This is a genomic window from Sphingomonas sp. UYEF23 (assembly GCF_040546165.1).
GTDB classification, from domain to species: Bacteria; Pseudomonadota; Alphaproteobacteria; order Sphingomonadales; family Sphingomonadaceae; genus Sphingomonas; species Sphingomonas glacialis.
Genome location: NZ_JBEPNG010000009.1, coordinates 35,346 through 58,320, shown reverse-complemented (window position 1 = coordinate 58,320; position 22,975 = coordinate 35,346). Strand labels below are relative to the sequence as shown.

Here is a 22,975-nt window from a genome sequence, read left to right as displayed (position 1 = left end):
GCGGTTAAGGCCCGCCGCGCTTTGCGTCAACGCGCGCTGTCGCCTCGGCCAGCGGATGGCGCGTATTGACGAGCTCCGCGAGCCGGCTCGCATCGACATGCGTGTAGATTTCGGTCGTCGCGATATCGGCATGGCCGAGCATCGATTGCAGCGCGCGCAGATCGGCCCCGCCCGCCAGCAGATGCGTCGCAAAGGCATGCCGCAGCACGTGCGGACTGACGCGATCGGGCGGAATCCCCGCCTCGCCCGCCAGGCCCTTGAGCAACTGGTACAGCCGGATCCGGCTGAGATGGCTCTTGCCCGAGGGGAACAGCCACGGGCTCTCCTCGGGAACATGCAACCGCCACACCGCCACCGCCGCCCGCGCGCGATCGGACAGCGGGACGAGCCGCTCCTTGCCGCCCTTGCCGCGCAGGATCAGATACGGCCGGTCGGGCGCCACCGCGCGCCGCGGCAGCGACATCAGCTCGGTCGCGCGCAGCCCCGATCCGTAGAGCAACTCGACCAACGCGGCGAGCCGCAGGTCGTTGGGATCGGGCGGGTCGCGGACGATTCGCGCGGCGATCGCGGCGAACAGCCGGTCGATATCGGCATGGTCTAGCACCTTGGGCAGCCCGCGCGATGCGCCCGGCCGTGGGAGCGCGGCACCCGGATCGTCGCTGCGAAACCCCTCATCGACCAGGAACGCGAAAAAGCGCCGCAACGCCGCCGATTTGCGCGCCACGCTCGCCTTCGACAGCGCGAGCCATTCGCCACCGAGCCGCGCGAGCTCGTCGGCGCCCGCAGCGCTCAACCGCCCCTCGAGAAACCCCGAAGCCAGCTCGAGATCGCTGCGATAGGCGAGCACGGTATTCCTCGCCGCGCCCGATTCGGCGGCCATCATCTCGAGAAAGCGATCGATCAGCGCGCGGTCCCCGCCCGCGGCCGACGGCTCGGTCACAGCCGGCTCATCGCCTCGACCGCGACCATCTTGGCCTCGCCGGGCAAGCCGACCGCACGCAGCGCGGTCACGATGTGATAGAGCGCCTCGGGCGACACGCCGCGCCACGCACGCGTCTGCATCCCCACCGCCGACAGCAACGCCACCGTGCCGGGCTCGCGGTCGACGACCGCTGTCTTGAGCGCGCGTGTCCAGCTATCCTCGCGCCCGACGCGCACGCCGAGCGTCCGCGCGCCGCGCTCGATCTCGCTCGCCGACATCCGGCCGAGGCCGGCCAGGCCAGCGAAGAACATCCGCCGCTTGAGCCCGTCCGAATCGTTGGCGCCGGCATAGGCGCTGACCTCGTCATAGCTCGCCACCGGTTCGGCCGGGTCGACCAGCGTCAGCATCGCCCAGGCGGTGCTGCCGCGCTCGGCCTTCTCGCGCCAGCGCATCGCGCGCGGATCGAGCCCCGCACTGAGGATCGCCGCGACGATGCGGTCGATATCCGGCTTCTCGAGCGATTGCGGCAACCGCGCCGCCGCGCCCGCGGTGAGCACGAGCCGCGCATAGCGGCCTTCATCGGTCTTGGGTTCGTCCCACAGCCGCTTGAGCGCATCGGCACGCCCGGCCACGCTGCTCGCGTCATACGACGCGCGCAAGTCGCGGGCGATGCCCGCTTCGGCGACCGACTGGTCGTCTCCGGCATCGATCGCGCTGTAGAGGTCGATCAGCGCCGCGCTCGACAGGATCCCGCGTGCCGCCGCGAGCTCGGCAGCCGCCGCGCGGACGTTCGGCGCGAGCGTCGGCGCAAGCGCACGCCAGCCGTCGACCGCAGGCGTTCCCGTCGCGAGCAGCGTTGCCGGGATCTCGACCCCAGCGGCCGTGGCGAGGCCGTAGCGCCATGCGGTCAGTTGCGAGACATCGTCCCACTCGATCGTCACCGCCTGGCGGCCGCTTTGTCCGGTGCCGGCAACCTTCTGCGCAAGTAACAGGTCGACGCCCCCGGCCAGCCGCGTCCGCCGCGCCTGGGTCAGCAACGGCTGCACCTTCGCGGGCATGCCCGACAGGCCAGCGCACATCGCGCGCGCGAGGATCCAGCCGCGCTCGGCGCCGAGCGTCGCACCCGCCTCGACCGCCGGGCACAACGCCGCGGGGTCGCCCGCAGCCAGCGCCGCCTGCATCGCTGCGACAAACATCTTGGGCGTATAATCTTCGGTATCGACCGCTTGCACCATCGCCCGCGCGGCGACCGATTCGCCCATCCGCACCAGCAGCCACGCGCGCTCGGCGGCGAAATCCGCGCCGTTGACGCCACGCGGCGTATCGACGCGCGCGAGCAAGGCGCGCCGCAGCACGATCGACACCCAGCGCGACGCGACCGGCGGATTGAGCCGCCGCATCAGCGTTTCGAGATAGCGCCCATTGGCGCGACCGAACGCGTCGGTCGCCATCGCGCCCTGTGCCGGGCCGACGACACCGACCTGCGCCAGCGAGCGGCGGGCGTACGCCGGCATGTCGGCGCGAACGAACGCCGCAAAATCGGTCGCCGCAGGGGGCGCGACGGTCGACACCGGCGTTGCGAGCGGCGTCGGCGCGGCATCTGGGCCTCCGGGACCGATCGGTGTGAGACCGAGCGGGGCGGGAACGAGCGGAGCCGCCGCAGGGGCCGCCGGCCGCGCCGCAGTCGGCGCGGCGTCGGGCCGATTCGGCTGGGCAGCGCGCGGACGCGGTGCGCTCGGCGGCGGCGTGGGATCACCGAAGCCGGGCGGAAGAATCGATTCGGGCTTGTCCTGGCCTAGCGCCGGAATCGCCAGCGCTGCGGCCAGCGCGGCGATCGCGACCTTACTTCTGGAGATTCGCAAGCGGGACGGCCTTCTCGACATGCTTCAGCGGCTTTTCGTGCGACAGACGCGACAGGCCGAACAGCAAAGCGACCACCACCACGAGGACGACGATGAGAGCGACGATCGAACGGGGCATGGGCTCACAACCTGCAACAAACTGAAAATGGGCAACGACCAAGCTTTTGCCCGAGACGCAGGTGCGCTGTATAGCGCTCGCTTCGATGTTGCAAAGCCCCGCCCCCTCCCCGCCCGAACCGCCCATCTGGACCGGCCAGCCGATCGTGCTGGTGGGATTGATGGGGGCCGGCAAATCGACCGTCGGGCGCAGGCTCGCCACGCGCCTCGGCCTCCCCTTCGTCGACGCCGATAGCGAGATCGAGATCGCCGCCGGCATGGCGGTGTCCGAAATCTTCGAGCGATTCGGCGAAGCGCATTTCCGCGACGGCGAACGCCGCGTGATCGCCCGCCTGATGGACGGCGAGCGCCGCGTCATCGCGACCGGCGGCGGCGCCTTTGTCGATCCGCAGACGCGCGCCGCGATCCTGTCGAACGGCTTTGCGATCTGGCTCGACGCCAAGCCTGCGGTGCTCGTCGAGCGCGTCTCGCGCCGCGACACCCGCCCGCTGCTGCGCAACCGCGATCCGCTCGCGGTGCTCGAAGAACTGGCGCGCGTCCGCAACCCGTTCTACGCGACGGCACACCTCCGCGTCTCGAGCCACCGCGCGCCGCATGACGCGACCGTCAACGCCATCCTGAAAGCGCTCGGCAAGATATGACGACCATCCCAGTGGCGCTCGGTTCGCGCAGTTACGACGTCGTGATCGAAGCCGGCGTGCTCGCGCGTGCGGCCGAGTGGTTGAAGCCCTTGTCGCGCGGCCGACGGATGGCGATCGTCACCGACGAGAACGTCCTGCCGCACTTGGCGACGCTGCAAGCCGCCCTCTCCGCCGCCGGCGTCGAAAGCGAAGCGATCGTGCTCCCGCCGGGCGAAGGCACCAAGAGCTGGGCGATGCTCGAACAGCTCACCGACCGGCTGCTCGAGCTCGGCGTGGAGCGCGGCGACCATGTCGTCGCGCTCGGCGGCGGCGTGATCGGCGATCTCGTCGGCTTCGCGTGCAGCATCGTCAAGCGCGGCTGCGGCTTCGTCCAGATCCCGACGACGCTGCTCGCACAGGTCGATTCGTCGGTCGGCGGCAAGACCGCGATTAACTCCCGCGCCGGCAAGAACCTGGTCGGCGCGTTCCACCAGCCCGCCTTGGTGCTGATCGACCCGGATGTGCTCGACACGCTGCCGCTGCGCCACGTCCGCGCGGGCTATGCCGAAGTCGTGAAATACGGCCTGATCGACGATCCCGCCTTTTTCGACTGGTGCGAAGCCAACGCGCCCGCGCTGCTCGCGGGCGACCCCGCCGCGCGCGCCTACGCCATCGCGCATTCGGTCGCCGCCAAGGCGCGGATCGTCGCCGAGGACGAGCGCGAGACGACCGGCAAACGCGCGCTGCTCAACCTCGGCCACACCTTCGGCCATGCGCTCGAGGCCGAGGCCGGTTTCTCCGACCGCTTGCTCCACGGCGAGGGCGTCGCCGCCGGGATGGCGCTGGCGTTCGGCTATTCGGCGGCGCACGGGCTCGCCCCCGCCGCCGATGCCGATCGCGTCGCGGCGCATTTGCGCGCGATCGGCTTGCCCGATGGTGTAGCGGCGGCCGGGATCGAGGCCGATGGCGAGACGCTCGTCGCGCACATGCTCCACGACAAAAAGATGGACGCGGGCAAGCTCCCCTTCCTGCTCGCGCGCGGGATCGGCGGGACCTACCTCGACACATCGGTGAACCTCGCCGACGTCCGGGCGTTTCTCGACGCCTGAGCGTCGGTCCACGCGCAGCACCAGGAAGGCCCACTCATGCCCCAAGGCATCGCCAAGGCGAACCTGCCCGAAAAGACCTGCCCGGTCTGCCAGCGCCCCTTCGCCTGGCGCAAGAAATGGGCGCGCGACTGGGACAACGTCGTCTATTGCTCGGAACGCTGTCGCCGCGCCGCAAAGAGCGGGTGACGGCGCGCGGGAGGGTTTGGCGGCGATCGCTGGTGGCAATCCCACCGACATCGCCAAGCGGGCTCGTTACGCTATCAGGCTCGGAAAGTCCGCAGCGACAGCACCGCAAACCCCATGTCGAGCGTGAAGATGATCCAGCATCATCCCGGCTCGTCGTCACGATTGGGCGCACACCATTCTGCTGTCCTACAACCCACCGCACATGATATTGTCGCAGCGGCGTTTTAAAGGGTCCCCTGGGATCCAGCATCGGTACGAAGACGGAAACGATCGCCCCGGTCGATCGCGCGCCTAGGGGGCAATCGCGTCGACCGATCCGAGCTTCGCTTACCCCCGGGCGATCCAGGCCAGCCACAGCCAGCCCGCGATCAGCGCTGCGCCACCGATCGGCGTGATCGCGCCGAACCAGCGCGGCGCGCCGAGCGCCATCAGGTAGAGCGAGCCCGCAAAGATCGCGCCACCGGCGAGGAACAGCCACGCCGGCCCGCGCGCTTCCAGCTTCAGCGCGACGAGCGCCGCGACCGCATGGATCAGCTGATAATGAGCGCCGGTCTTGAGCCATTCGGCCGGCTGCCCGCTCACGCCGTGCGCACCGAACGCCCCTGCCCCGACGGCGATCGCGCCCGACAGTGCAGCGAGAATGGCGATCCAGTTCATCGTGGTTCCTCCACCGACGCTTCGTCTTCGGGAAGCGCCGATTCGCGTTCGTCCTGCGTGATGATCTTCTCGCGCGCGGCGCGGATGTCGCCCGCGGCGACTTGCGCGCGCAGCCGCTCCTTGTCCTTGCGGCGATAGGTATCCTCGGTGCGGTCGATCTCGGCCTGGTCGACGCCGATGCTCTTGAGCGCCATCCGCCCCATCTTGACCGCCGATTCGAGCACTTCGCGCACCACCCCGTCGAGCGGCGCGCCCTTGAGCTTGATCACCGCGCGGCGATCATAGGCGCGGACGTAGATCGAAGCGTGCGGAAAGGCCTCCTTCACGCCCTTGACGAGATCGGCAGAAATCTGGTCGCCATCCATGCAGAACATGATCAGCTCGGCCTCGCCCGCCCCCGCCTGGCGCAGCATGTCGAGCCGCGTCCCGTCGCCATAATAGACCTTCGCGCCGAACTCGCTGGCGATGTCGATCATCTCGATATCGGTGTCGATCAGCGTCACCGGCACCCCTTGCGCGATCAGCATCTGCGCGACGGTCTGGCCGAAGCGCCCATAGCCGACGATCAACGCATTGGCGCCGTCCGCGGTCGGCCCGTCGCGCTCGCCGGCGATGATCGGCTCTTCGCGAATGCGCTGCGTGATCATCATCAGGAACGGCGTCGTCGCCATCGACAGCGTGACGATCGCGCCGAACAGGCTCGCCGCCTCGGGCGCGATCAGGAAGGCGTGCTGCGCCTGCGCGAACAGCACGAAGCCGAACTCGCCGCCCTGGCTCAGCAACAGCCCGAGCGCGAGCGCGGCGCGCCACTTCATCTTGAACAATATGCCGATGCCGAAGATGATCAGCGCCTTGGTCGCGATCAGCGCGAGCGCCATGCCGATGACGAAGAACGGCCGCTCGGCGATCGCGTGGAGATCGAGCATCATCCCGACCGCGAGGAAGAACAGTCCCAGCAGGATCGAGCGGAACGGCTCGACGTCTGCTTCCAGTTCATGCCGATACGGGCTGTCGGCGAGCATCACGCCCGCGACGAACGCGCCGAGCGCGGTCGACAGGCCAAGCGATTCCATGATCGCCGCCGCGCCGATCACGGTGAACAAAGCGGCAAACACGAACATCTCGCGCTCGCCCATATTGCCGATGATGCGGAACAGCGGCCGCAGCAGGAAGCGTCCGGCGGCGACCAGCCCAGCCACCGCACCGACGGTGTAGAGGAACAGCAGCCATCCCGGTGGCCCACCGGCATCGGCGGGATTGCGCGACAACACCGTGACGAGCGTGATCAAAGGAACGATCGACAGATCCTGGAACAGCAGGATCGAGAAGGCGCGCTCCCCGAACGGTGTGCGCAGCCGCCCCGCCGATTGCAGCATCGGCAAAACCTGCGCGGTCGACGACAAGGCAAGCGGCAGGCCCAGCACGAGGGCGGCGGCCCAAGAGAAATGCTGCGGCGATCCGCCGAGCCGCGTCGAAAGCCAGACCACGCCCGTCACCGCGAGCCCGCACAGCACGACCTGCATCAGGCCAAGCCCGAAGATTTCCTTCTTGAGCGCCCACAGCCGCGTCGGGTTGAGCTCGAGCCCGACGATGAACAGCAGCAAGGTGATGCCGAGCTCGGCGATGCCCATCTTCGATTCGGCATTGCCGACAAGATGCAGCACTTGCGGCCCGACCACCGCGCCCGCGACCAGATAACCGAGCGTCGCACCGAGCCCGAAGCGACGGAAGATCAGGACGAAGACGAGCGCGAAGCCGCCGAGGATGACGCCATCGAGCAGCAGCGATTCGCTCATGCCGGTGCCTTGCTGGCAGCGGCTTGCGCCGCCTCGGCCGCCGCCTCGAAGGCGAGCCGGATCGAGGCATGGCGCGCGCTGTGCGGCAGCGCGGGCGCGAACAGCTCGAGCCCCGTCCAGCGCGGCGGCGGCCCCTCGCTCGCCAGCCAGGCAGCCAGCGCATCGCGCGCTGCGACGAGTTCGGCGGGGGTCTTGCCGATCACTTCGGCTCCCATCAGCGATGCCGAAGCCTGGCCCAGCGCACAGGCGCGCACCAGCATCCCGAGCTCGGCGACCCGCCCGTCGCGATCCATGTTGACGTCGACCGTCACACGGCTGCCGCACACCGGCGAGCGCTTCTCCGACGAGCCCATCGGATCGGGCAAGCGTTGGTGGTGCGGAATCGTCGTCGAGAGGCGGAGGATCTCGGTGGTGTAGAGCGGCGCGGTCATGTCGCCTATGTAGGCGGGCTCGCCGCGCGCGTCACCCCGCCGCGGTCAGTCGGCGGCGTTGTCGGGCTCGGCGGCGCGCGGCGTCCGCACATGGGCCGGGCCGAACACCGGCTCGCCACGGCGCCGACGGTCGACGAAGTCGGCGATGCTCGCGCTCGTCGTGTTGAGCAACGGATAGACCTTGGCCTGGGTCAGCCACTCGGGCCGGTGCGTCGGGCCGCCGCTCATCGTGTCGGTCATCAGCACGACGAGCAGGAAGGCGAGGCTCGCCAAGATCAGCCCCTTCAGCGCACCGAAGCCGAAGCCGAGCGCACGGTCGACCGGCCCGAGAATCGAATCGCGCGTGCGCGCACCGATCGCATTGGCGACCATCCGCCCCCCGAAATAGGTCACGCCGCCAAGGATCGCAAAGGCGAGCACCGCAGCGCCCGTTGTGGTGCCGACCATGCCGGTCAGCGCGTGCGTCAGCGGCACATGGAACAGCTTGAGCGCAAAGACGATCGCCACCCAGGCGAACAGCGAGAGCACTTCGGTGACGAACCCGCGCACGAGCCCGAGCGTGGCCGATCCGCCGACGGTGAGCAGGACAAGGATATCGAGCGCGGTAAGATGCATCCCCGCGCCTTATCGCCGAGCGATGGGTTAAGTCGAGGGGCTGCTATCGTCCAAGCATATGCTCGACGAAACTCCCGAGCGTGCGGAAGCCGGTCAGCTTCAACCCGCTCTTGTCGTCCTGCACCGCGGCGGGCAGCAACGCGCGCTCGAAACCGAGCTTGCCCGCTTCCTTCAGACGCAGCGCGCCGTGCGCGACCGGGCGCACCTCGCCCGACAGCGCAAGCTCGCCGAACACCACCGCATCGGCGGGCACCGGCCGCTCGGACAGCGCCGAGATCAACGCCGCCGCCACCGCGAGATCGGCCGCCGGATCCTGCACGCGGTAGCCGCCCGCAATGTTGAGATAGACTTCGCTCGACGAGAAACTCAGGCCACACCGCGCCTCGAGCACCGCGAGCACCATCGCCAGCCGCCCGCTGTCCCAGCCGACCACCGCGCGCCGCGGCGTCGCCCCGCTCGCGAGCCGGACCACCAGCGCCTGGATCTCGACCAACACCGGCCGCGTCCCCTCGAGCGCGGGGAACACCGTCGTCCCCGTCATCCCCTCGTCGCGCTGCGTCAGGAACAGCGCCGAGGGATTGCCGACTTCGGACAAGCCTTCCGAGACCATCGCGAACACGCCGATCTCGTCGGTCCCGCCGAAGCGGTTCTTGATCGCGCGCAGGATGCGATATTGGTGGCTGCGCTCGCCCTCGAAGCTCAGCACGGTGTCGACCATATGTTCGAGCACACGTGGCCCCGCGATCGAGCCGTCCTTGGTGACATGGCCGACCAGCACCACTGCCGTCCCGCGTTCCTTCGCGAAGCGGATCAACTCCTGCGCCGAAGCCCGTACCTGGCTGACGGTGCCCGGCGCACCTTCGATCAGGTCACTGTGCATCGTCTGGATCGAATCGATCACGAGCAAGGCGGGCGGCTGCCCCTGCCCCAGCGTCGTCAGGATATCGCGCGTAGAACTCGCCGCCGCGAGCTGGACCGGCGCGTGCCCCAATCCCAGACGTCGCGCGCGCAGGCGGACCTGATCGGCCGCCTCCTCGCCCGAGACGTACGCAACGCTCAGTCCCGCGAGCGCCATCTTCGCCGCCGCCTGGAGCAGCAACGTCGACTTGCCGATCCCGGGATCGCCGCCGATCAGCGTCGCCGATCCCTCGACAAAGCCACCGCCAAGCGCGCGGTCGAGCTCGGCAATTCCCGACGTCATCCGTTCGGGCAGCGCGATCTCGGCATCGAGTCCGACCAGCGTCATCGTCCGCCCGCCCGACTGGAGGTTATGCTTGGCCTGGAACGGCGTCACGGTGCCGCCGCCTGCCTCCTCGACCAGCGTGTTCCATTCGGCGCAATCGGCGCACTGCCCCTGCCAGCGGTGCGACACCGATCCACAGGCCTGGCAGACATAGCGTTTTTGAGGTTTTGCCATGGGACGAGCATAGCGAGCAGAGAACGAGAGGGGAACAGATTTTCCGACGCGTTACCTTTATGCGCTTTCAAAATGTCGTAGCGCGAGATCTTAACCGTTCTTTCGCGCTTTGCGCAGAAACCGGAGGTTCCAGGTCTGGAGCGTAAGCATGCAGCGTCTTATCTATATAAGCAGCACGAGATCCCCGCTCACGACGGCGGAACTCGATGCTATCCTGATCGCCTCACGCCGTAACAATGCCGCGGTCGGCGTGACCGGCCTGCTCGTCGCGGGTGGACGCCGCTTCCTCCAGGCGCTCGAAGGCCCGGAAGCTGCCGTCGAGACCGTCTTCAACAGGATCAAGGCCGATCCGCGCCACCACGCCGTCGTCATCCTCTCGCGCACGACAATCGATACGCCGACCTTTGGCCAATGGGCGATGGGCTTCAACCGCGGCGGCACGGGAAGCGGCGATGCAATAACGCTCCCCGAAACCGTCGCCACGCTGGTCGAGCCGATCACCGACCCGACCGTGCGCGGCTATTTCGAAGGCTTTGCGCAAGTCCACGCCGCCGCGTGAGCGCTACCCGCGCGCCGGGATAGTGAGCCCACGCTGCACCGCCGGCCGCGCGAGGCCACGCGCGAGCCACGCCTTGACGTTGGTGAAGTCGTCGAACCCGACAAGCTCGCCCGCGCCGTAAAAGTCGACAACCGCGTTCACCCAACCCAGCATCGCGATATCGGCGATCGTATAGTCCTCGCCAACGAACCAGCGCTTGTCGGCGAGCGCAACATCCATCACGCCGAGCAAGCGCCTGGCCTCGGCGACATAGCGGTCGCGCGGACGCTTGTCCTCGAAGTCCTTGCCGGCGAACTTCACGAAGAAGCCCATCTGGCCGAACATCGGGCCGACGCCGCCCATCTGGAACATCACCCATTGGATCGCCTCAAGCCGCGCGACCGGGTCGCTCGGCAGGAACTGGCCGGTCTTCTCGGCAAGGTAGAGCAGGATCGCACCCGATTCGAACAAGGCCAGCGGCGTGCCGCCCGGGCCGTCGGGATCGAGGATCGCGGGGATCTTGCCATTGGGGTTGAGCGATTCGAATTCGGGGGTCTTCTGGTCGTCCTTCGCGAAATCGACCAGGTGCGGCTCGTACGGCAGCCCGGTTTCCTCGAGCATGATCGAGACCTTGACGCCATTCGGGGTCGGCAACGAATAGAGCTGCAACCGCTCGGGATGCTGTGCCGGCCAGCGCTTGGTGATCGGGAAAGCGGAAAGATCGGGCATTGCGAACTCCTTTGGCGCGCCACGATGGCGTGCAGGAGATAGTCACGCGCCCCGCGCTTCGCTATGGCGCCATCCGATGCAAGCTTCCGATCTCCGTGTCGCGCTCTTCAGCGGCAACTATAACTATACCCGCGATGGTGCGAACCAGACGCTCAATTTGCTCGTCGGCCATTTGCTAAGCCGCGGTGTGAAGGTGCGCATCTATGCCCCGACCAGCCGCAAGCCGGCTTTCCCGCCAACCGGCGATCTGGTCAGCGCACCCTCGATCAAGATCCCCCTGCGCGGCGAATACAAGCTGACGCGCGGCATGGGCAATCGCGTGCGACGCGATCTGGCGGCGTTCGCGCCGAACCTGATCCACCTCTCGGCGCCCGACTGGCTCGGCCACAAGGCGCTCGCTTATGCCGAGAAGCACGACATCGCGTGCGTCGCTTCGTACCATACGCGCTTCGAGACCTATATGAGCTATTACGGGCTCGGGTTCCTCGTGCCGATGATGATCCGCGCGCAACAGCGCTTCTACAGCCGCGTCGACGAAGTGCTCGCGCCGAGCCAGATGATGGGCGAGATCCTGCACGACTGGGGCGTTCCGACGCCGGTCACGCGCTGGTCGCGCGGCGTCAATCACGAACGCTTCAATCCCGCGCGGCGCGATCTCGCGTGGCGCCGCAGCCTCGGCATCGCCGATGACGAGATCGCGGTCGGGTTCCTCGGCCGGCTGGTCAAGGAAAAGGGCCTCGACGTGTTCGCGCAGGCGCTCCGCGCGCTCGACCAGCGCGGCGTCAAGCATCGCACCTTCGTCGTCGGCGAAGGCCCCGCGCGCGACTGGTTCGCGCAGCAAGCGCCCAATGCGGTGTTCGCAGGCTATCTGACCGGCGACGATCTCGGGCGTGCGGTCGCGTCGATGGATGTGTTCTTCAACCCGAGCCTCACCGAGACCTTCGGCAACGTCACGCTCGAGGCGATGGCGGCGGGCGTACCCGTGGTCGCGGCGCGCGCGTCGGGTGCGGTCGGGCTGATCGCCGATGGCGTGACCGGACTGATCGTCCCGCCGACCGATATCGAAGGCTATGCCGATGCGCTCCAGCGCTTCTGCGAGGATGACGCGTTCCGCCACAGCGCGGGCGCCGCGGGCCACGCGGCGGCGGCGGCCTATCAGTGGGAGCGAATCAACCAGGTCGTGCTCGATACCTATCTCAAAGTGCTCGAGCGCCGCGCGTCCGGGCACCCGACCGGCGCCGCGCACGCCGCGTAAAGCGGTCGTTGCCCGCGATCCGTCACTCCCTTGCGGGAAGCGCGGATCGCGGGTCAACCACACGGCGGTCAGGGCCTAGCGCCAGTCATAGCTCAGCGGCGCCTCGCGAAACGCGAAGCGATCGACATGGCGCGCGACGGCACCCTTCAGCCCCTCGAGCTGCTCGACCGACGTCGCGTCGATCCGCACCTCAAGCACATCGGGATGCGCGTCGAACGTGACCGTCGCATCGCCGGGATGCGCGGCGCCGCGCGCATCCTTGGGGAAGACGATCGTCCCATGGTCGGGGGTGAACACCACCGCCAGATTGTGCTCCCAATGCTTGCACGTCTGCTGGAGGTATTTGCTCGCCGAGGCGGTCGGCACGCGGGCGGTTGCGGTATAGGCCATCACAGCCGCTCGATCTTCTGCGCGGCGTCGTCGATCAGCGCGACGATCTGGTGGAGCGTTTCCTGCTCGACCTGCTCGTGGCGCAGCTTGTGCACCAGCACCTCGCGCAGATTGCCCATCGCGCGGCGCACCGCCGAACTCTCGGTCCGCGCCCGCTCGGCACCGACCTCGGCGAGCCGCGCGAACAGCGCCTCGACCAATTCGCCATTCTCGGCGAGCAGCGCCGTCCCGCCCTCGGTGATCGCGAAGAGCTTCTTCGCCCCCTCGGCCTGCCGCGCCTCGATCAGCTCCATTTCGTCGAGCAGCGTCAGCGTCGGATAGACCACCCCCGGGCTCGGCGCGTAGGCGCCACCGGTGAGATCCTCGATCGAGCGGATCAGGTCATAGCCGTGGCGCGGCTCGTCGGCGATCAGCTTGAGCAAGACGAGCCGCAGCTCGCCGCCGTCGAACATCCGCCGGCCGCGCGGGCCACCGCGCCCCTCACCCTCGACCCGACCGCTGCCATGCCCGGCGCCGCGCCCGCCACCGAAGTGCCGCCCGCCGCCCGGTCCACCGCGCATGCCCATACGGCCGTGCCCGGGTTGGCAGCCGTGGCTGCCGCGTTCTGAAAATCCAAACATATCGTTCCTTCTGTATAACACGATGGCACTAAGATATATCTTAATGCACTCTTCGCAAGAGCTGCCCCGCACTTTTTTGAGACCCGGCTCGCGCCTCGCCCGCCCGAACCAGCCCTGGCCCCATCCGCCACGGGTGGTTAGCGCCCGTAGGAACGCCTATCTTGCCTGGATGCCCGATCTTTTCGCCGCCTTCGATCCGCCCGCCGCCGAGGCTGTCAGCGCGACTGCCCCGCTCGCCGATCGCCTCCGCCCGACCACGCTCGCCGAGGTCGTCGGGCAGGAGCACATCACCGGCCCCGAGGGCGCGATCGGGCGGATGGTCGCCGCCGGGCGGCTGTCGTCGATGATCCTGTGGGGCCCGCCCGGCACCGGCAAGACGACGATCGCGCGGCTGCTCGCCGATGCCGTCGGCCTGCGCTTCGTCGCGATCTCGGCGGTGTTTTCAGGCGTCGCCGACCTCAAGAAAGCCTTTGCCGAGGCGCGCGACCATGCCCGGCTGGGCAAGCGGACCTTGCTGTTCGTCGACGAGATCCACCGCTTCAATCGCGCGCAGCAGGACGGCTTCCTGCCCTATGTCGAGGACGGTACCGTCACCCTGGTCGGCGCAACGACCGAGAATCCGTCGTTCGAGCTCAACGCCGCCGTGCTCAGCCGCGCGCAAGTGCTGATCCTCCACCGGCTCGACCACGCCGCGCTCGGCAAATTGCTCGACCGCGCCGAGCAGATCGAGGACCAGCCGCTCCCGCTCACCGCGCCCGCGCGCGACGCGATGATCGCCAGCGCCGATGGCGACGGCCGCTTCCTGCTCAACCAGGCCGAGACGCTGTTCGCGGTCAACCTGCCCGAGCCGCTCGACCCCGCCGGCCTTTCCGCGTTCCTGCAGCGTCGCGTCGCGGTCTACGACAAGGATCGCGAGGGGCATTACAACCTCATTTCCGCGCTCCATAAAGCGGTGCGCGGATCGGACCCGCAGGCCGCGCTCTACTATCTCGCGCGCATGCTCACCGCGGGCGAGGAACCGCTCTATCTGCTGCGCCGGATGGTCCGCATGGCGGTCGAGGATATCGGACTCGCCGATCCGAACGCGTTGACGCAGTGCCTCGCCGCCAAGGACGCCTACGATTTCCTGGGATCGCCCGAGGGTGAGCTCGCGATCGCGCAGGCATGCCTGTATCTCGCCACCGCACCCAAATCGAACGCCGCCTACAAGGCGCAGAAGGCGGCGTGGAAATCGGCACGCGAGACCGGATCGCTGATGCCGCCCGAGAACATCCTCAATGCGCCGACCAAGCTGATGAAGGAGATCGGCTACGGCAAGGGCTATGCGTACGATCACGATACGGCCGATGGCTTTTCAGGATCGAACTATTGGCCTGCGCAGATGGAGCCGCAGACCTTCTATGTCCCGACCGATCGCGGCGTCGAAAAGCGCATCGCCGACCGCATGGCATGGTGGGCGAGCTTGAAAGACGCGCAATGAAGGACTGGGCTTCGCGCGCCGCCGCCGCGTTGACCTTGCCCGACACGATCGCCGCGACGCCAGATGACGGCGCGGCGGTGAAGGTCGGATCGAACGGCCGGACCTTCGTCTCGATCAGCTGGCCCACCCTGCTCGTCCGCCACGGCAGCGACGATCCCGACCGCGTCCAGGCGGCTGCGCGCAAACGCAGCAAACCGCGAACAAGGGCGTGATCCCGACGCACTTCACTCGCTTTGCCGCGATCGATTGGTCGGGGGCGAAAGGCGCGCGCCACCCCGGCATCGCGCTCGCGCTGTGCGAGACGGGCGCGGCGGCCCCGACGCTCGTCTCGCCGCCGCGCGGTGTCTGGTCGCGCGCCGACATCCTGCACTGGCTGCACGATCAGGCAGAAACGCCGCTGCTCGTCGGCTTCGACTTCAGCTTTGCGCCGCCTTATGTCGAGCGCGGCGCCTATCTGCCCGGCGAGGCCACGCCGACGACCGCGCGCGCCTTCTGGGGCTATGTCGATGCGCACGCCCCCGATGCCGATCTCGGCGCTGCCTCGTTCCTCGAATTGCGCCGCGGGACGCATTTCTATCTCGGCGCCGCCGACGGCACGAAGGCCGATTTCCTCCACTTCCGCCGCTGCGAGGCGCATTACAATGCCGCCGGGTTCGGCAAGCCCTCGACCGTCTACGATGCGATCGGCGCAGCGCAGGTCGCCAAGGCGAGCTTTGCCGGCATGAGGCTGCTCCACCATCTCGCGCCAGCCATCCCGGTCTGGCCGATCGACCCCGCCCCCCACACCGGTGCCTGCGTCGTCGAAATCTACACGACGATCGCCGCGCGCGCCGCCGGGGTGCGCAAGGGACGCAGCAAGCTGCGCGATGCCGCCGCGCTCGACACGGCGCTCGCCACGCTCGGCAGCCGCGCCCACACGCCGCTCGCGCGCTATACCGATCACGCGACCGACGCGATCCTCACCGCCGCCTGGCTTCGCGAGAGCGCGGCACGCACCGATTTTTGGCACCCGAGCGCGCTGACCCCCCAAATTGCGCGCACCGAGGGCTGGACCTTCGGCATATCCTGACGCATTGAGCGACAACGTGCCGGCTTAGCTCAGTTGGTAGAGCGCCAGTTTTGTAAACTGGATGTCGCGGGTTCGATTCCTGCAGCCGGCACCACTTCGAATCCTCGAGATTCGGACCGTAACTCATTGATCCAGAAAATTTAAAGTCGGCCACTGGGTTCGCCTGATTTAGACCAGGCTAGACTCACTTAGACAGGCCTTGTGTTCCGATTTGTGACCTGTTTTGCCCTGTTTGTGTCCCGATTTGTGACCTGGATTTTTGATTCGTCGGACCGACTTGGAGTCGGAAAATGGAAAGAAGGAAAGCATTCACCCCTGCCGCCATCGAGGCGTTGAAGGACGGCAAACACGCCGATCCGTCGGTCGCGGGTCTGTCCATCGAGGTGCGATCGGCTGGCAAGAAAGTGTGGCAATTCCGCCGCAGGATCGCAGGCGATGGGGCGATCGTGAAAATGACGCTTGGCCCATTCCCCACTTTCAGCATCGCTGCCGCCAGGCAATGGGCGACCGAGCTGAATAGGCAAGTTGAAGCCGGGATCGATCCACGCGCTCTCGAGGCAGCCGCGAACGAACGCGCAAAGATGACCGTTGAGTTCGCGCACGCGCTGTACATGACGGCGGTTCGTGAGGGTCGCGCCTCACGAGCGAAGCGGATTAACAAACCCAGCACAATCACAGAAAAGCTTGCGATCTATGGGTGCGACATCGCGCCCAAGCTGGCTAAGAAGATTATCTATGACATCGTCGAATCCGATTTGACGAAACTGGTTCTGGCGAAGGGCAAACGTTCCCCCGTTCGCGCGAACCGGCTAGCGGCGGAACTCAAGGTCTTTTTCGGATGGGCCTCTTCGTTACGCGGCACCGAAATCGGACTAACGTCCAATCCAGCTGCTCGATTAACGGACCTCAAGTTCGCGGAGGCACCGCGAAGCCGCAAACTGAGTATGGAGGAAATAGGATGGTTTCTGCGCGCCGTGGCGCTGGAACCGAAAAAGTATCAGCGGGGGTTGTTACTTTTGCTGCTGTCTGCAGCACGGCTCAAAGAGGTCATTCATGCCAGATCCGCCGAGCTGGAGGGAGATGTGTGGGAAATCCCTGAAAACAGGGTGAAAAATTCGCGAGCCCATCGCATAGCACTCGGGCCTTGGGGTCTCTCCCTGTTCCGCTCAAGCGGCGGCTGGGTTTTTCCTTCTGCCCGGACCGACGGCCCGCAGACGTCGTGCGGCTGGTACAAATCGCGCAACCGTGTCCTCGCGAGGATGTCGGAATATGCAGGACGCCCGATCGAGCGATGGACCCCGCATGATATGCGCCGAACTTCGCGATCGAACACCAAGCGGCTCAAGGTCGACTTCGAAACCGCGGAAGCAATGCTCAATCACGCGAAAAAGGGATTGGAGCGCGTCTACGACGGATACGAACTCGAGGACGAGATGCGCGAATGGTTTCTCAGGTGGGAGACGGAAATCGTCAATATCGCCAGGAGCGCGGGAGTAGCGGATTCGCTCGGCGTACCCGAGCCAAAAGCTTTGGCGAATATCGGGGTTCTTCCGCCATGGTCGAGACGGCACCTTACCATAAAGCGCGGCTCTCCATCCACGCCATCACGTCGTCGAGCTTGAACCTGGGGCAGTGGCCATGCTTGCTCTTGCCACTGCCCAGATCGTACTCCGTGGGAAAGCCTTCGGGACGTTTTCGTCGAAGTCTATCAACTTGGCGCCGAGAGAGCCGAACGATGGCAGCGAACTCGTCGGGGGTCACGAAAATCTGCGTCGGCATTGGAGTTGGCGCCATGGTCACACCGCCTATTTCCCTCGCCGGGCAAAGTCGCGATCGCCTTCGATGAAAGCCTTGAGCATCGCAGGGATGAGGTCCGCAACCTCTTCCTTGCGCCCATAGGTCGCTTCATAGACCGCCGCATAATCCAGAAGAGACCGGTGTTGGTCGGGAAGCACCGTGATGGTGATTTTGATCGGCGTTCGGTCCGGCAGTTGCGCCAGTTTAATGTCCGGCATGACAAATTCCTATTTTGCGATCGGTGTAAAATCCAGATCGCGATGAACAATGAGGCGAACCGGCGCACCCGGCCGGATCGTGATCGTGGGCTGTATCTGCAGGTTTCGAGAGGTGAGTTGGTCCCCGGCGCGCGAGATGTTTTGCTGTGTTGATTCGCGGATCGCCTGGACCAAATCGCTTTCGCCGGTGAAAGTCAGACTTGAGCCGACCCCCAGCAACGTGGACAGCGCCACGCCCTTAAGTAGCGACCAGGTGTGGAAATCTACTTTATCCGCAAGCCCGGCATAGCCGGATGGATCGGCCGCGGGCACATTGTCGATTTGCAGCGAACTCCCATCCGGCATGATGATCCGTTGCCACACAACCAATGCGCGACGTTGTCCGAAAGCCACCACGCTATCGTAGGATCCGATCAACCTTGCCCCCTGCGGGATGAGCAGAATTCGTCCGGTGGCGCTGTCATGGACGCGTTCGGTAACCTGCGCGGTCACGAGCCCCGGCAGATCGGAGCGAAGCCCGGTTATCAGACTGGCCGCGATTACGCTGCCGGCCGATAGCATGTACGGCGACCGCGCAGCGATAAGGGCGTGCGGGTTGACGTCGCCCCCTTTGACCTGGGCACTCACGAAATCGGCTTTGCGCTGCTGCGCATTGGGATCGTGATCGGGGTCCATCGCGAGCCTGACCGGCTCTGTCGCGGTCGGAGAGGCGTTGGGCGAGGCAACGGGATCATTTGCTGCCGTCCGGTTGGCGGATTGGACGATCAAGCCCGACTCTCTCGCTGCTTTAATTTCGGCGTCGCGGCGCTCGCGCGCGGCAACTTCCGCTTGATCGACCTTGGTCCCCTCTCCCATTGCGGCCTGTGGCATCAGGCTGCGCTGGCGCTCAAGGATCCCGCGGCCTAGATCGCCCGGTAGAGGCGGACCGAGCTTTGGCGCTGTGGCATAGGTGGCCGGCAAAGCGTTCAACGCGTCCGGCGTACCTTTGCCCACAACAGCGCGCTCATCTTCCGGATGGATCATCCGCGCTACTGTCGGCCTCATGGCGATGTAACCGACCACCACGAAGACGATCACTGCAAGAGCAGCCCCTCCAATGATAATCTGCCGCTTGAACCGTATCGCACGGGAGGGCCTTGCCCTTAGCACCATCGCTTCGGGATCGAGCTTGGGTGGGGCGCCCGCGTCATCGATTTCTCGCTCGTGTGACCGTTCTTCGACGGCGGGTTCGGCGACCTCGGTCACGACGCCCTCCCTCGCGGAGCTGCAGGCCCGGCAGCGCGCGCGATCCGAACCACGTCCTGATGTTTGGTCCCGAGCCTGAGTTCTGCGGCATCGAACAAGCGATCGACGATGTAGAAGCGCCCCAACACCCGGTAGTTCACGAGTTGCGCAACGCCGTGGCCATCAACGAGGAACAGCGGCGGCGCCTCACCAACAGCCAGTGAAGCGGGGAACTCGATAAACGTTTGCCGCCCATCGTCGAACGCACGCAACGGTCGCCAGGTCGGATGGTCACCAGATAGCGCGTAATCGAAGTGCAGCTTTTCTAATTCGAGTCCCGTCGCCACCGGAGGCGCGGTCTGAGCCAGTCCCTCGACGTGTTTCAACGCGATCATTGCATCCTGCGGATAGATCCAAGATATCGCCGCCATGGCCGCGGCAGTGCTCGCCAGCGTTATATGATACGTCCGACGATCGGTCGTGATGACGAGATTTGTGGTGAGCCCCGTCGCGAATGGCTTTACCAACACGTGCGTCCGCTTTTCGGCGCCGGTGCCACTGCTGGTATCGCCGATCACCCACCGAACGGTATCACCGCTTGCGACCGCGCCGAGCGCCTCGCCGGGCTGCAACGCGATGTCGGTCACCCGCTCGGGCGCTGCATACACGTGGTAGAGCATGCCCTCGGCATAGGGATAGACCTGTACTCCGTTGAGATAGGCGTGCGATGTCGGCTCGAGCGTCGCTGCTCGATTGGCCGCTGCGACATGTGCCGAGGCAGACGGTAACGCGCGGCGACGTAGGCGGCTGACGCGCCCCGCGGGTCTCAACGAGACCCGGGTTCCCTCCCGGGCGGGCACCGCGCTGGGCACAGGTCCAGGCTTGACAATAGTCGGGACTGGCTTTGCTGGGATGGGGAATGCGCTGGCGGGCGGCACGATCATCGCCACGGTCGACAGAACTGCGAGGATAGGAAAGCGGTTCATGGCTTAACCTCTGGAGATTGGTTGGATGGGGTTGCGAGCGTCGGGTCAACCGGCGAACCGACCGGAACGGTGTGCGCTTGGTCCGGTGGTGGAAGGGCAGGATGCGCAGGCGCGGGCGCCGACGGATCAAGCTCGCGGCTCCAGTCGATCGCGTCGACATAGATGCCCAGCGGATTCCTGCGCAGCGTTTCGGCGTTCGACGGTGTCCGGTTGGCGATCGTAAGGATGCCGGTCCAGTGCGATACCCCGACGGAGGCACCGTGGTCATATGCACTCTCGATCCACTTAATCTGAAATGACCGATCCGACGCGCGCACGACGCTGACAACCTGCACCGACACCGCCTTATCGCCGATTGCGGCGAACGGATTGGCGGTGTGCGCGTAATCGCCGAGGGCTACGGCGCCACGGGGGGTTGCGAAGTCGTAGGCGGATAGCCAGTCTCGCCGCATCAGCACGGGATCTAGCGAAATCGAACGGACGTTCTCGATGAACTTGGCCAAGTGCCACGCGATCTGCGGATCAGTTGCACGGTAGCCCGCTTCGGCCGCCGTGACCGCTCGGGCCTCTCCAAGGCGATCGACCTCGACGACATAGGGCGTAACACGGCTCTGTGACGACTGCCAGATCAGAGCCGCTGACATCATGCTCGAGAGGGCAAGGCCACCAAACGCCATTAAGCGCCAATTGCTGGCCTGAGCGCGCGCGGTACCGATGCGGTTGTCCCACACTTGGCCGGCACGCTGATAGGGAGTCTCGGGCTCGGGAGTGCGGCCATAGCGTTGGACGCTTCGCTTAAAGACCATGGGATCAATCCTCCTTTTCCTTGATATCGGGGGTTGCAGATGCGCCGCCGCGGTCGCCCTCGCGCAGCGCCTGCACGGCAGCGTGGCGATGATGCCGCGCGGATTGCTCGTGACGCATGGCGCGTGCCCATCCGGGCACCGACGGGTCACCATCGGAACGACCACCGCGCGGACTAGAGCTAGAGCTGCCATTCAGCGCGGACCAAGCGGCGTCGCGACCTGATTGCCGCGCCTCAGCGAGACCAAGCGTCGCACTGGCCTTCTGCCGCAAGGCCCCACCAGCCGCCTGAGCTAGGCCATTCAAGCCAGCACCGACGGTGTTCAATCCCGCGGAAGTCTGGCCGAGGCCATAAGCGGTGGATGTCGCCGATCCCATCGCCGCCCCGGCGCGGACTGCGCCGAGCGCTCCAGCTCCGGCCGCGCTCACGGCGCCGGCCACCGCGCTGCCGCCAAGGGCGGTTATGCCGGCGGCGCCGATCGTGGTCCCAATCGCGGCGCCAGCACCAAGCTGCGGAGCGCCGGCCACCAAACCCGAGGCGATGCCCGGTCCGAACATGCCGAGCCCGAACAGGCTGAGCGATCCCAGCACCAGGCTCATGGCCTGGCCGATATCCGGCTCGTGACCCGCGAGCGCTGTGGTGAAATCCGTGAAGAAGCCCGAGCCGATTCCCACAATCACGGCGAGTACCATGACTTTTACGCCGGAGCTGACGACGTTACCGAGCACGCGCTCGGCAAGGAAGCTGGTCCGATTCCACAGCGCGAACGGCACCAGCACAAAGCCCGCAAGCGTGGTCAGTTTAAACTCGAGGATCGTCACGAACATCTGCACCGCGAGGATGAAGAAGGCGCAGATCACCATCACCCAGGCAAACAGCAGCACGACAATCGTCAGGAAATTGTCGAAAAAGGTCGTGAAGCCGCTCAGCTGCCGCACCTGATCGAGCAAGGGCCACGCTGCGGTGAAGCCCGTCGCGGCAAGGCGGCCCGGTTTAAGCAAATCGTCCGCGGTGATCGTACCCCCGCCCGCGGTCAGGCCTGCCGCTGCGAAAGACCGGAAGATGATGTCGGCGAGCGTCGAGAAGCGGTTGAGGATAAAGGCGAAGGCACCGACGTACAAAATCTTCTTTAGCAGTTTGCCAAGAACATCCTGATCGCCGCCCATTGCCCACCACAAACCGGCGAGCGTGACATCGATCGCGATCAACGTACTCGTCAGGAACGCAACGTCGCCGCCCAGGAGACCGAACCCGCTGTCGATATAGCGAATGAAGGTGGCCATGAACTGGTCGACGACGTTGAGGTCATTCATCGGAGTGCCTTCCCGATCGTGAAAGATGCCGCGAGGCGCGCGTGGGGGCCGCGCGCCCCGCGGCGACGGCGACGGCGAGAGGACCGCGGCCGTCTGTCCGACCACCTACCTGGGCGTGTAGGCGGAGCCGGAACCAAGAAACTTTGCGGTGGCGGCGCTGCTGTCGCTCTGCGACTGAAGTTGCCGGGCCTGATCGAGCGCGGAGGCGCGCCCCTGCGATACCAACAGGTTCTGGAGCTGCATCTGTTGCTTGGCGATTAGCGCAAGCAGCTGGTTGGTCGCTTGCGCTGCCTGCAGCGCGCCTTCCGCACTCTGGCTCTTGGCGGTCAACGCCGACAAGGTCGCGGCGTCGGCGGTCACATTCGCAACGATCTGCGCCTGCACGCCCATCGTCTCCTGATAGGCCGACATCGAGGCATCCATCCTGGCCTTGGCAGCGGCGACATGACCGTTCGACGTCAGTGCCGCGTTGAAGCTTGTCGGAAACATCTGCCGGAATTGGGCATCGACATTGCCGACCTGATATTCGATCGCTTTGGCTCGTCCCATCAGCGTGTCGATCTGCTGCAGCGTCTCACGCAGCGCTTGGAGCTCGGGAAAATCGATATGGCTGAGGTTCTTCGCCATGTTGGTAAGCATCGTCGCCTGATTTTGCAGCGACTGGATCTGGTTGTTGATCTGCTGAAGCGAGCGCGCGGCGGTGAGCAGGTTCTGCGAATAGTTGGTCGGGTCGAACACCGTCCATTGTGCGCGGACCGGCACGCTCGCAAGCGTCAGAAGTATGGCAAGGGTCACGCCGGAACCCCGTTTGGAGATGGT

The 22,975-nt window shown here is 66.3% G+C and carries 26 protein-coding genes and 1 tRNA gene; 10 read left to right on the top strand and 17 right to left on the bottom strand.

Going from position 1 to position 22,975, the window contains the following annotated elements; translation table 11 throughout:
* Positions 1–4 precede the first annotated feature (4 nt).
* From ABIB28_RS15490 to ABIB28_RS15480, 3 genes are read right to left on the bottom strand one after another with little or no spacing between them, the layout of a single operon-like run.
* Positions 5–940: a tyrosine-type recombinase/integrase gene (locus ABIB28_RS15490; RefSeq protein ID WP_354288984.1), complete on the bottom strand. Its 936-nt coding sequence runs from the start codon at positions 938–940 to the stop codon at positions 5–7.
* Positions 937–2,784, bottom strand: coding sequence for a hypothetical protein (locus ABIB28_RS15485; RefSeq protein WP_354288982.1), 1,848 nt, complete (start codon positions 2,782–2,784; stop codon positions 937–939). The genes ABIB28_RS15490 and ABIB28_RS15485 overlap by 4 nt, the downstream gene beginning before the upstream one ends.
* The gene (locus ABIB28_RS15480) at positions 2,765–2,902 is read right to left on the bottom strand and encodes a hypothetical protein (protein WP_165954491.1); all 138 of its coding nucleotides are present in this window, start codon (positions 2,900–2,902) and stop codon (positions 2,765–2,767) included. Before ABIB28_RS15480 ends, ABIB28_RS15485 begins: the two co-directional genes overlap by 20 nt.
* 85 nt (positions 2,903–2,987) lie before the next feature.
* Between ABIB28_RS15480 and ABIB28_RS15475 the strand changes: the two genes are divergently transcribed.
* The 3 genes from ABIB28_RS15475 to ABIB28_RS15465 are packed head-to-tail and all read left to right on the top strand — an operon-like array spanning position 2,988 to position 4,816.
* Entirely contained in the window at positions 2,988–3,542 is a 555-nt protein-coding gene (locus ABIB28_RS15475; RefSeq protein WP_133192011.1) for a shikimate kinase, read from the top strand.
* A complete protein-coding gene (gene aroB, locus ABIB28_RS15470; protein ID WP_354288980.1) occupies positions 3,539–4,630 on the top strand; it encodes a 3-dehydroquinate synthase in 1,092 nt (363 codons plus the stop codon). Before ABIB28_RS15475 ends, aroB begins: the two co-directional genes overlap by 4 nt.
* Positions 4,631–4,666: 36 nt before the next feature.
* On the top strand, positions 4,667–4,816 hold the full coding sequence (locus ABIB28_RS15465) for a DUF2256 domain-containing protein (protein WP_133189151.1): 150 nt from the start codon (positions 4,667–4,669) through the stop codon (positions 4,814–4,816).
* A 327-nt stretch (positions 4,817–5,143) separates the two neighbouring features.
* Here ABIB28_RS15465 and ABIB28_RS15460 read toward each other — a convergent pair whose 3' ends face one another.
* Genes ABIB28_RS15460 through radA form a run of 5 tightly spaced genes read right to left on the bottom strand, consistent with a single transcriptional unit; the run spans position 5,144 to position 9,732 of the window.
* Entirely contained in the window at positions 5,144–5,473 is a 330-nt protein-coding gene (locus tag ABIB28_RS15460; protein WP_133189152.1) for a DUF423 domain-containing protein, read from the bottom strand.
* Complete coding sequence (locus ABIB28_RS15455) at positions 5,470–7,269, bottom strand: cation:proton antiporter domain-containing protein (protein WP_354288978.1); 1,800 nt, start codon at positions 7,267–7,269, stop codon at positions 5,470–5,472. Before ABIB28_RS15455 ends, ABIB28_RS15460 begins: the two co-directional genes overlap by 4 nt.
* Positions 7,266–7,700, bottom strand: a complete 435-nt coding sequence (locus ABIB28_RS15450) for an iron-sulfur cluster assembly scaffold protein (protein ID WP_354288977.1) — start codon at positions 7,698–7,700, stop codon at positions 7,266–7,268. The genes ABIB28_RS15455 and ABIB28_RS15450 overlap by 4 nt, the downstream gene beginning before the upstream one ends.
* Positions 7,701–7,745: 45 nt before the next feature.
* Positions 7,746–8,315 carry a CvpA family protein gene (locus ABIB28_RS15445; protein WP_133189155.1) on the bottom strand — a complete coding sequence of 190 codons (570 nt, stop codon included), beginning with the start codon at positions 8,313–8,315 and terminating at the stop codon, positions 7,746–7,748.
* Between the two features lie 43 nt (positions 8,316–8,358).
* Complete coding sequence (gene radA / locus ABIB28_RS15440) at positions 8,359–9,732, bottom strand: DNA repair protein RadA (protein ID WP_133189156.1); 1,374 nt, start codon at positions 9,730–9,732, stop codon at positions 8,359–8,361.
* A 148-nt stretch (positions 9,733–9,880) separates the two neighbouring features.
* Here radA and ABIB28_RS15435 point away from each other — a divergent pair, with 148 nt between their 5' ends.
* The gene (locus tag ABIB28_RS15435; RefSeq protein ID WP_354288976.1) at positions 9,881–10,291 is read left to right on the top strand and encodes a BLUF domain-containing protein; all 411 of its coding nucleotides are present in this window, start codon (positions 9,881–9,883) and stop codon (positions 10,289–10,291) included.
* A gap of 3 nt (positions 10,292–10,294) precedes the next feature.
* Here ABIB28_RS15435 and ABIB28_RS15430 read toward each other — a convergent pair whose 3' ends face one another.
* On the bottom strand, positions 10,295–10,999 hold the full coding sequence (locus tag ABIB28_RS15430) for a glutathione binding-like protein (RefSeq protein WP_354288975.1): 705 nt from the start codon (positions 10,997–10,999) through the stop codon (positions 10,295–10,297).
* Positions 11,000–11,075: 76 nt separating this feature from the next.
* On the opposite strand from ABIB28_RS15430, the gene ABIB28_RS15425 reads away from it, so the two are divergent.
* Complete coding sequence (locus ABIB28_RS15425; protein ID WP_354288974.1) at positions 11,076–12,254, top strand: glycosyltransferase family 4 protein; 1,179 nt, start codon at positions 11,076–11,078, stop codon at positions 12,252–12,254.
* 75 nt (positions 12,255–12,329) lie between these two features.
* Here ABIB28_RS15425 and ABIB28_RS15420 read toward each other — a convergent pair whose 3' ends face one another.
* Together ABIB28_RS15420 and ABIB28_RS15415 are read right to left on the bottom strand one after the other, a co-directional pair.
* The gene (locus ABIB28_RS15420) at positions 12,330–12,644 is read right to left on the bottom strand and encodes a DUF2218 domain-containing protein (protein ID WP_354288973.1); all 315 of its coding nucleotides are present in this window, start codon (positions 12,642–12,644) and stop codon (positions 12,330–12,332) included.
* Positions 12,644–13,210, bottom strand: a complete 567-nt coding sequence (locus ABIB28_RS15415; protein ID WP_502958253.1) for a PadR family transcriptional regulator — start codon at positions 13,208–13,210, stop codon at positions 12,644–12,646. The genes ABIB28_RS15420 and ABIB28_RS15415 overlap by 1 nt, the downstream gene beginning before the upstream one ends.
* Positions 13,211–13,433: 223 nt before the next feature.
* Here ABIB28_RS15415 and ABIB28_RS15410 point away from each other — a divergent pair, with 223 nt between their 5' ends.
* The 5 genes from ABIB28_RS15410 (at position 13,434) to ABIB28_RS15390 (ending at position 17,435) form a co-directional block, all read left to right on the top strand.
* Positions 13,434–14,744, top strand: a complete 1,311-nt coding sequence (locus ABIB28_RS15410) for a replication-associated recombination protein A (RefSeq protein ID WP_354288970.1) — start codon at positions 13,434–13,436, stop codon at positions 14,742–14,744.
* Positions 14,741–14,956 (top strand): hypothetical protein, encoded by a 216-nt coding sequence (locus ABIB28_RS15405; RefSeq protein WP_354288969.1) that lies wholly within the window; start codon positions 14,741–14,743, stop codon positions 14,954–14,956. Before ABIB28_RS15410 ends, ABIB28_RS15405 begins: the two co-directional genes overlap by 4 nt.
* The gene (locus ABIB28_RS15400; RefSeq protein WP_354288968.1) at positions 14,953–15,813 is read left to right on the top strand and encodes a hypothetical protein; all 861 of its coding nucleotides are present in this window, start codon (positions 14,953–14,955) and stop codon (positions 15,811–15,813) included. The genes ABIB28_RS15405 and ABIB28_RS15400 overlap by 4 nt, the downstream gene beginning before the upstream one ends.
* A gap of 18 nt (positions 15,814–15,831) precedes the next feature.
* Positions 15,832–15,907 (top strand) — tRNA-Thr (locus ABIB28_RS15395).
* A 196-nt stretch (positions 15,908–16,103) separates the two neighbouring features.
* On the top strand, positions 16,104–17,435 hold the full coding sequence (locus ABIB28_RS15390; RefSeq protein WP_354288967.1) for a tyrosine-type recombinase/integrase: 1,332 nt from the start codon (positions 16,104–16,106) through the stop codon (positions 17,433–17,435).
* Between the two features lie 183 nt (positions 17,436–17,618).
* Here the strand turns inward: ABIB28_RS15390 and ABIB28_RS15385 are convergent, their stop codons facing one another.
* The 6 genes from ABIB28_RS15385 to trbJ form a co-directional block, all read right to left on the bottom strand.
* Positions 17,619–17,828: a DUF2274 domain-containing protein gene (locus tag ABIB28_RS15385; protein ID WP_133189165.1), complete on the bottom strand. Its 210-nt coding sequence runs from the start codon at positions 17,826–17,828 to the stop codon at positions 17,619–17,621.
* A gap of 9 nt (positions 17,829–17,837) precedes the next feature.
* On the bottom strand, positions 17,838–19,073 hold the full coding sequence (locus ABIB28_RS15380) for a TraB/TrbI/VirB10 family type IV secretion system protein (RefSeq protein ID WP_354288966.1): 1,236 nt from the start codon (positions 19,071–19,073) through the stop codon (positions 17,838–17,840).
* Positions 19,070–20,038, bottom strand: a complete 969-nt coding sequence (gene trbG, locus ABIB28_RS15375; RefSeq protein WP_354288965.1) for a P-type conjugative transfer protein TrbG — start codon at positions 20,036–20,038, stop codon at positions 19,070–19,072. Before trbG ends, ABIB28_RS15380 begins: the two co-directional genes overlap by 4 nt.
* On the bottom strand, positions 20,035–20,844 hold the full coding sequence (trbF, locus tag ABIB28_RS15370; RefSeq protein WP_354288963.1) for a conjugal transfer protein TrbF: 810 nt from the start codon (positions 20,842–20,844) through the stop codon (positions 20,035–20,037). The genes trbG and trbF overlap by 4 nt, the downstream gene beginning before the upstream one ends.
* A gap of 4 nt (positions 20,845–20,848) precedes the next feature.
* Entirely contained in the window at positions 20,849–22,156 is a 1,308-nt protein-coding gene (gene trbL / locus ABIB28_RS15365; protein WP_354288961.1) for a P-type conjugative transfer protein TrbL, read from the bottom strand.
* Positions 22,157–22,261: 105 nt separating this feature from the next.
* Positions 22,262–22,951, bottom strand: coding sequence for a P-type conjugative transfer protein TrbJ (gene trbJ, locus ABIB28_RS15360; RefSeq protein ID WP_354288960.1), 690 nt, complete (start codon positions 22,949–22,951; stop codon positions 22,262–22,264).
* Between the last annotated feature and the right edge of the window lie 24 nt (positions 22,952–22,975).

Bases quoted from the DNA above. Each gene is read 5' to 3' on its own strand.
- ABIB28_RS15405 (WP_354288969.1), top strand. From the start codon at position 14,741: ATGAAGGACTGGGCTTCGCGCGCCGCCGCCGCGTTGACCTTGCCCGAC.
- ABIB28_RS15460 (WP_133189152.1), bottom strand. From the start codon at position 5,473: ATGAACTGGATCGCCATTCTCGCTGCACTGTCGGGCGCGATCGCCGTC.
- ABIB28_RS15410 (WP_354288970.1), top strand. From the start codon at position 13,434: ATGCCCGATCTTTTCGCCGCCTTCGATCCGCCCGCCGCCGAGGCTGTC.
- ABIB28_RS15435 (WP_354288976.1), top strand. From the start codon at position 9,881: ATGCAGCGTCTTATCTATATAAGCAGCACGAGATCCCCGCTCACGACG.
- trbL (WP_354288961.1), bottom strand. From the start codon at position 22,156: ATGAATGACCTCAACGTCGTCGACCAGTTCATGGCCACCTTCATTCGC.
- trbG (WP_354288965.1), bottom strand. From the start codon at position 20,038: ATGAACCGCTTTCCTATCCTCGCAGTTCTGTCGACCGTGGCGATGATC.
- ABIB28_RS15465 (WP_133189151.1), top strand. From the start codon at position 4,667: ATGCCCCAAGGCATCGCCAAGGCGAACCTGCCCGAAAAGACCTGCCCG.
- ABIB28_RS15450 (WP_354288977.1), bottom strand. From the start codon at position 7,700: ATGACCGCGCCGCTCTACACCACCGAGATCCTCCGCCTCTCGACGACG.
- ABIB28_RS15430 (WP_354288975.1), bottom strand. From the start codon at position 10,999: ATGCCCGATCTTTCCGCTTTCCCGATCACCAAGCGCTGGCCGGCACAG.
- ABIB28_RS15475 (WP_133192011.1), top strand. From the start codon at position 2,988: ATGTTGCAAAGCCCCGCCCCCTCCCCGCCCGAACCGCCCATCTGGACC.
- ABIB28_RS15420 (WP_354288973.1), bottom strand. From the start codon at position 12,644: ATGGCCTATACCGCAACCGCCCGCGTGCCGACCGCCTCGGCGAGCAAA.
- ABIB28_RS15455 (WP_354288978.1), bottom strand. From the start codon at position 7,269: ATGAGCGAATCGCTGCTGCTCGATGGCGTCATCCTCGGCGGCTTCGCG.
- ABIB28_RS15480 (WP_165954491.1), bottom strand. From the start codon at position 2,902: ATGCCCCGTTCGATCGTCGCTCTCATCGTCGTCCTCGTGGTGGTGGTC.
- ABIB28_RS15390 (WP_354288967.1), top strand. From the start codon at position 16,104: ATGGAAAGAAGGAAAGCATTCACCCCTGCCGCCATCGAGGCGTTGAAG.
- trbF (WP_354288963.1), bottom strand. From the start codon at position 20,844: ATGGTCTTTAAGCGAAGCGTCCAACGCTATGGCCGCACTCCCGAGCCC.
- aroB (WP_354288980.1), top strand. From the start codon at position 3,539: ATGACGACCATCCCAGTGGCGCTCGGTTCGCGCAGTTACGACGTCGTG.
- radA (WP_133189156.1), bottom strand. From the start codon at position 9,732: ATGGCAAAACCTCAAAAACGCTATGTCTGCCAGGCCTGTGGATCGGTG.
- ABIB28_RS15445 (WP_133189155.1), bottom strand. From the start codon at position 8,315: ATGCATCTTACCGCGCTCGATATCCTTGTCCTGCTCACCGTCGGCGGA.
- ABIB28_RS15425 (WP_354288974.1), top strand. From the start codon at position 11,076: ATGCAAGCTTCCGATCTCCGTGTCGCGCTCTTCAGCGGCAACTATAAC.
- ABIB28_RS15385 (WP_133189165.1), bottom strand. From the start codon at position 17,828: ATGCCGGACATTAAACTGGCGCAACTGCCGGACCGAACGCCGATCAAA.
- ABIB28_RS15415 (WP_502958253.1), bottom strand. From the start codon at position 13,210: ATGGGCATGCGCGGTGGACCGGGCGGCGGGCGGCACTTCGGTGGCGGG.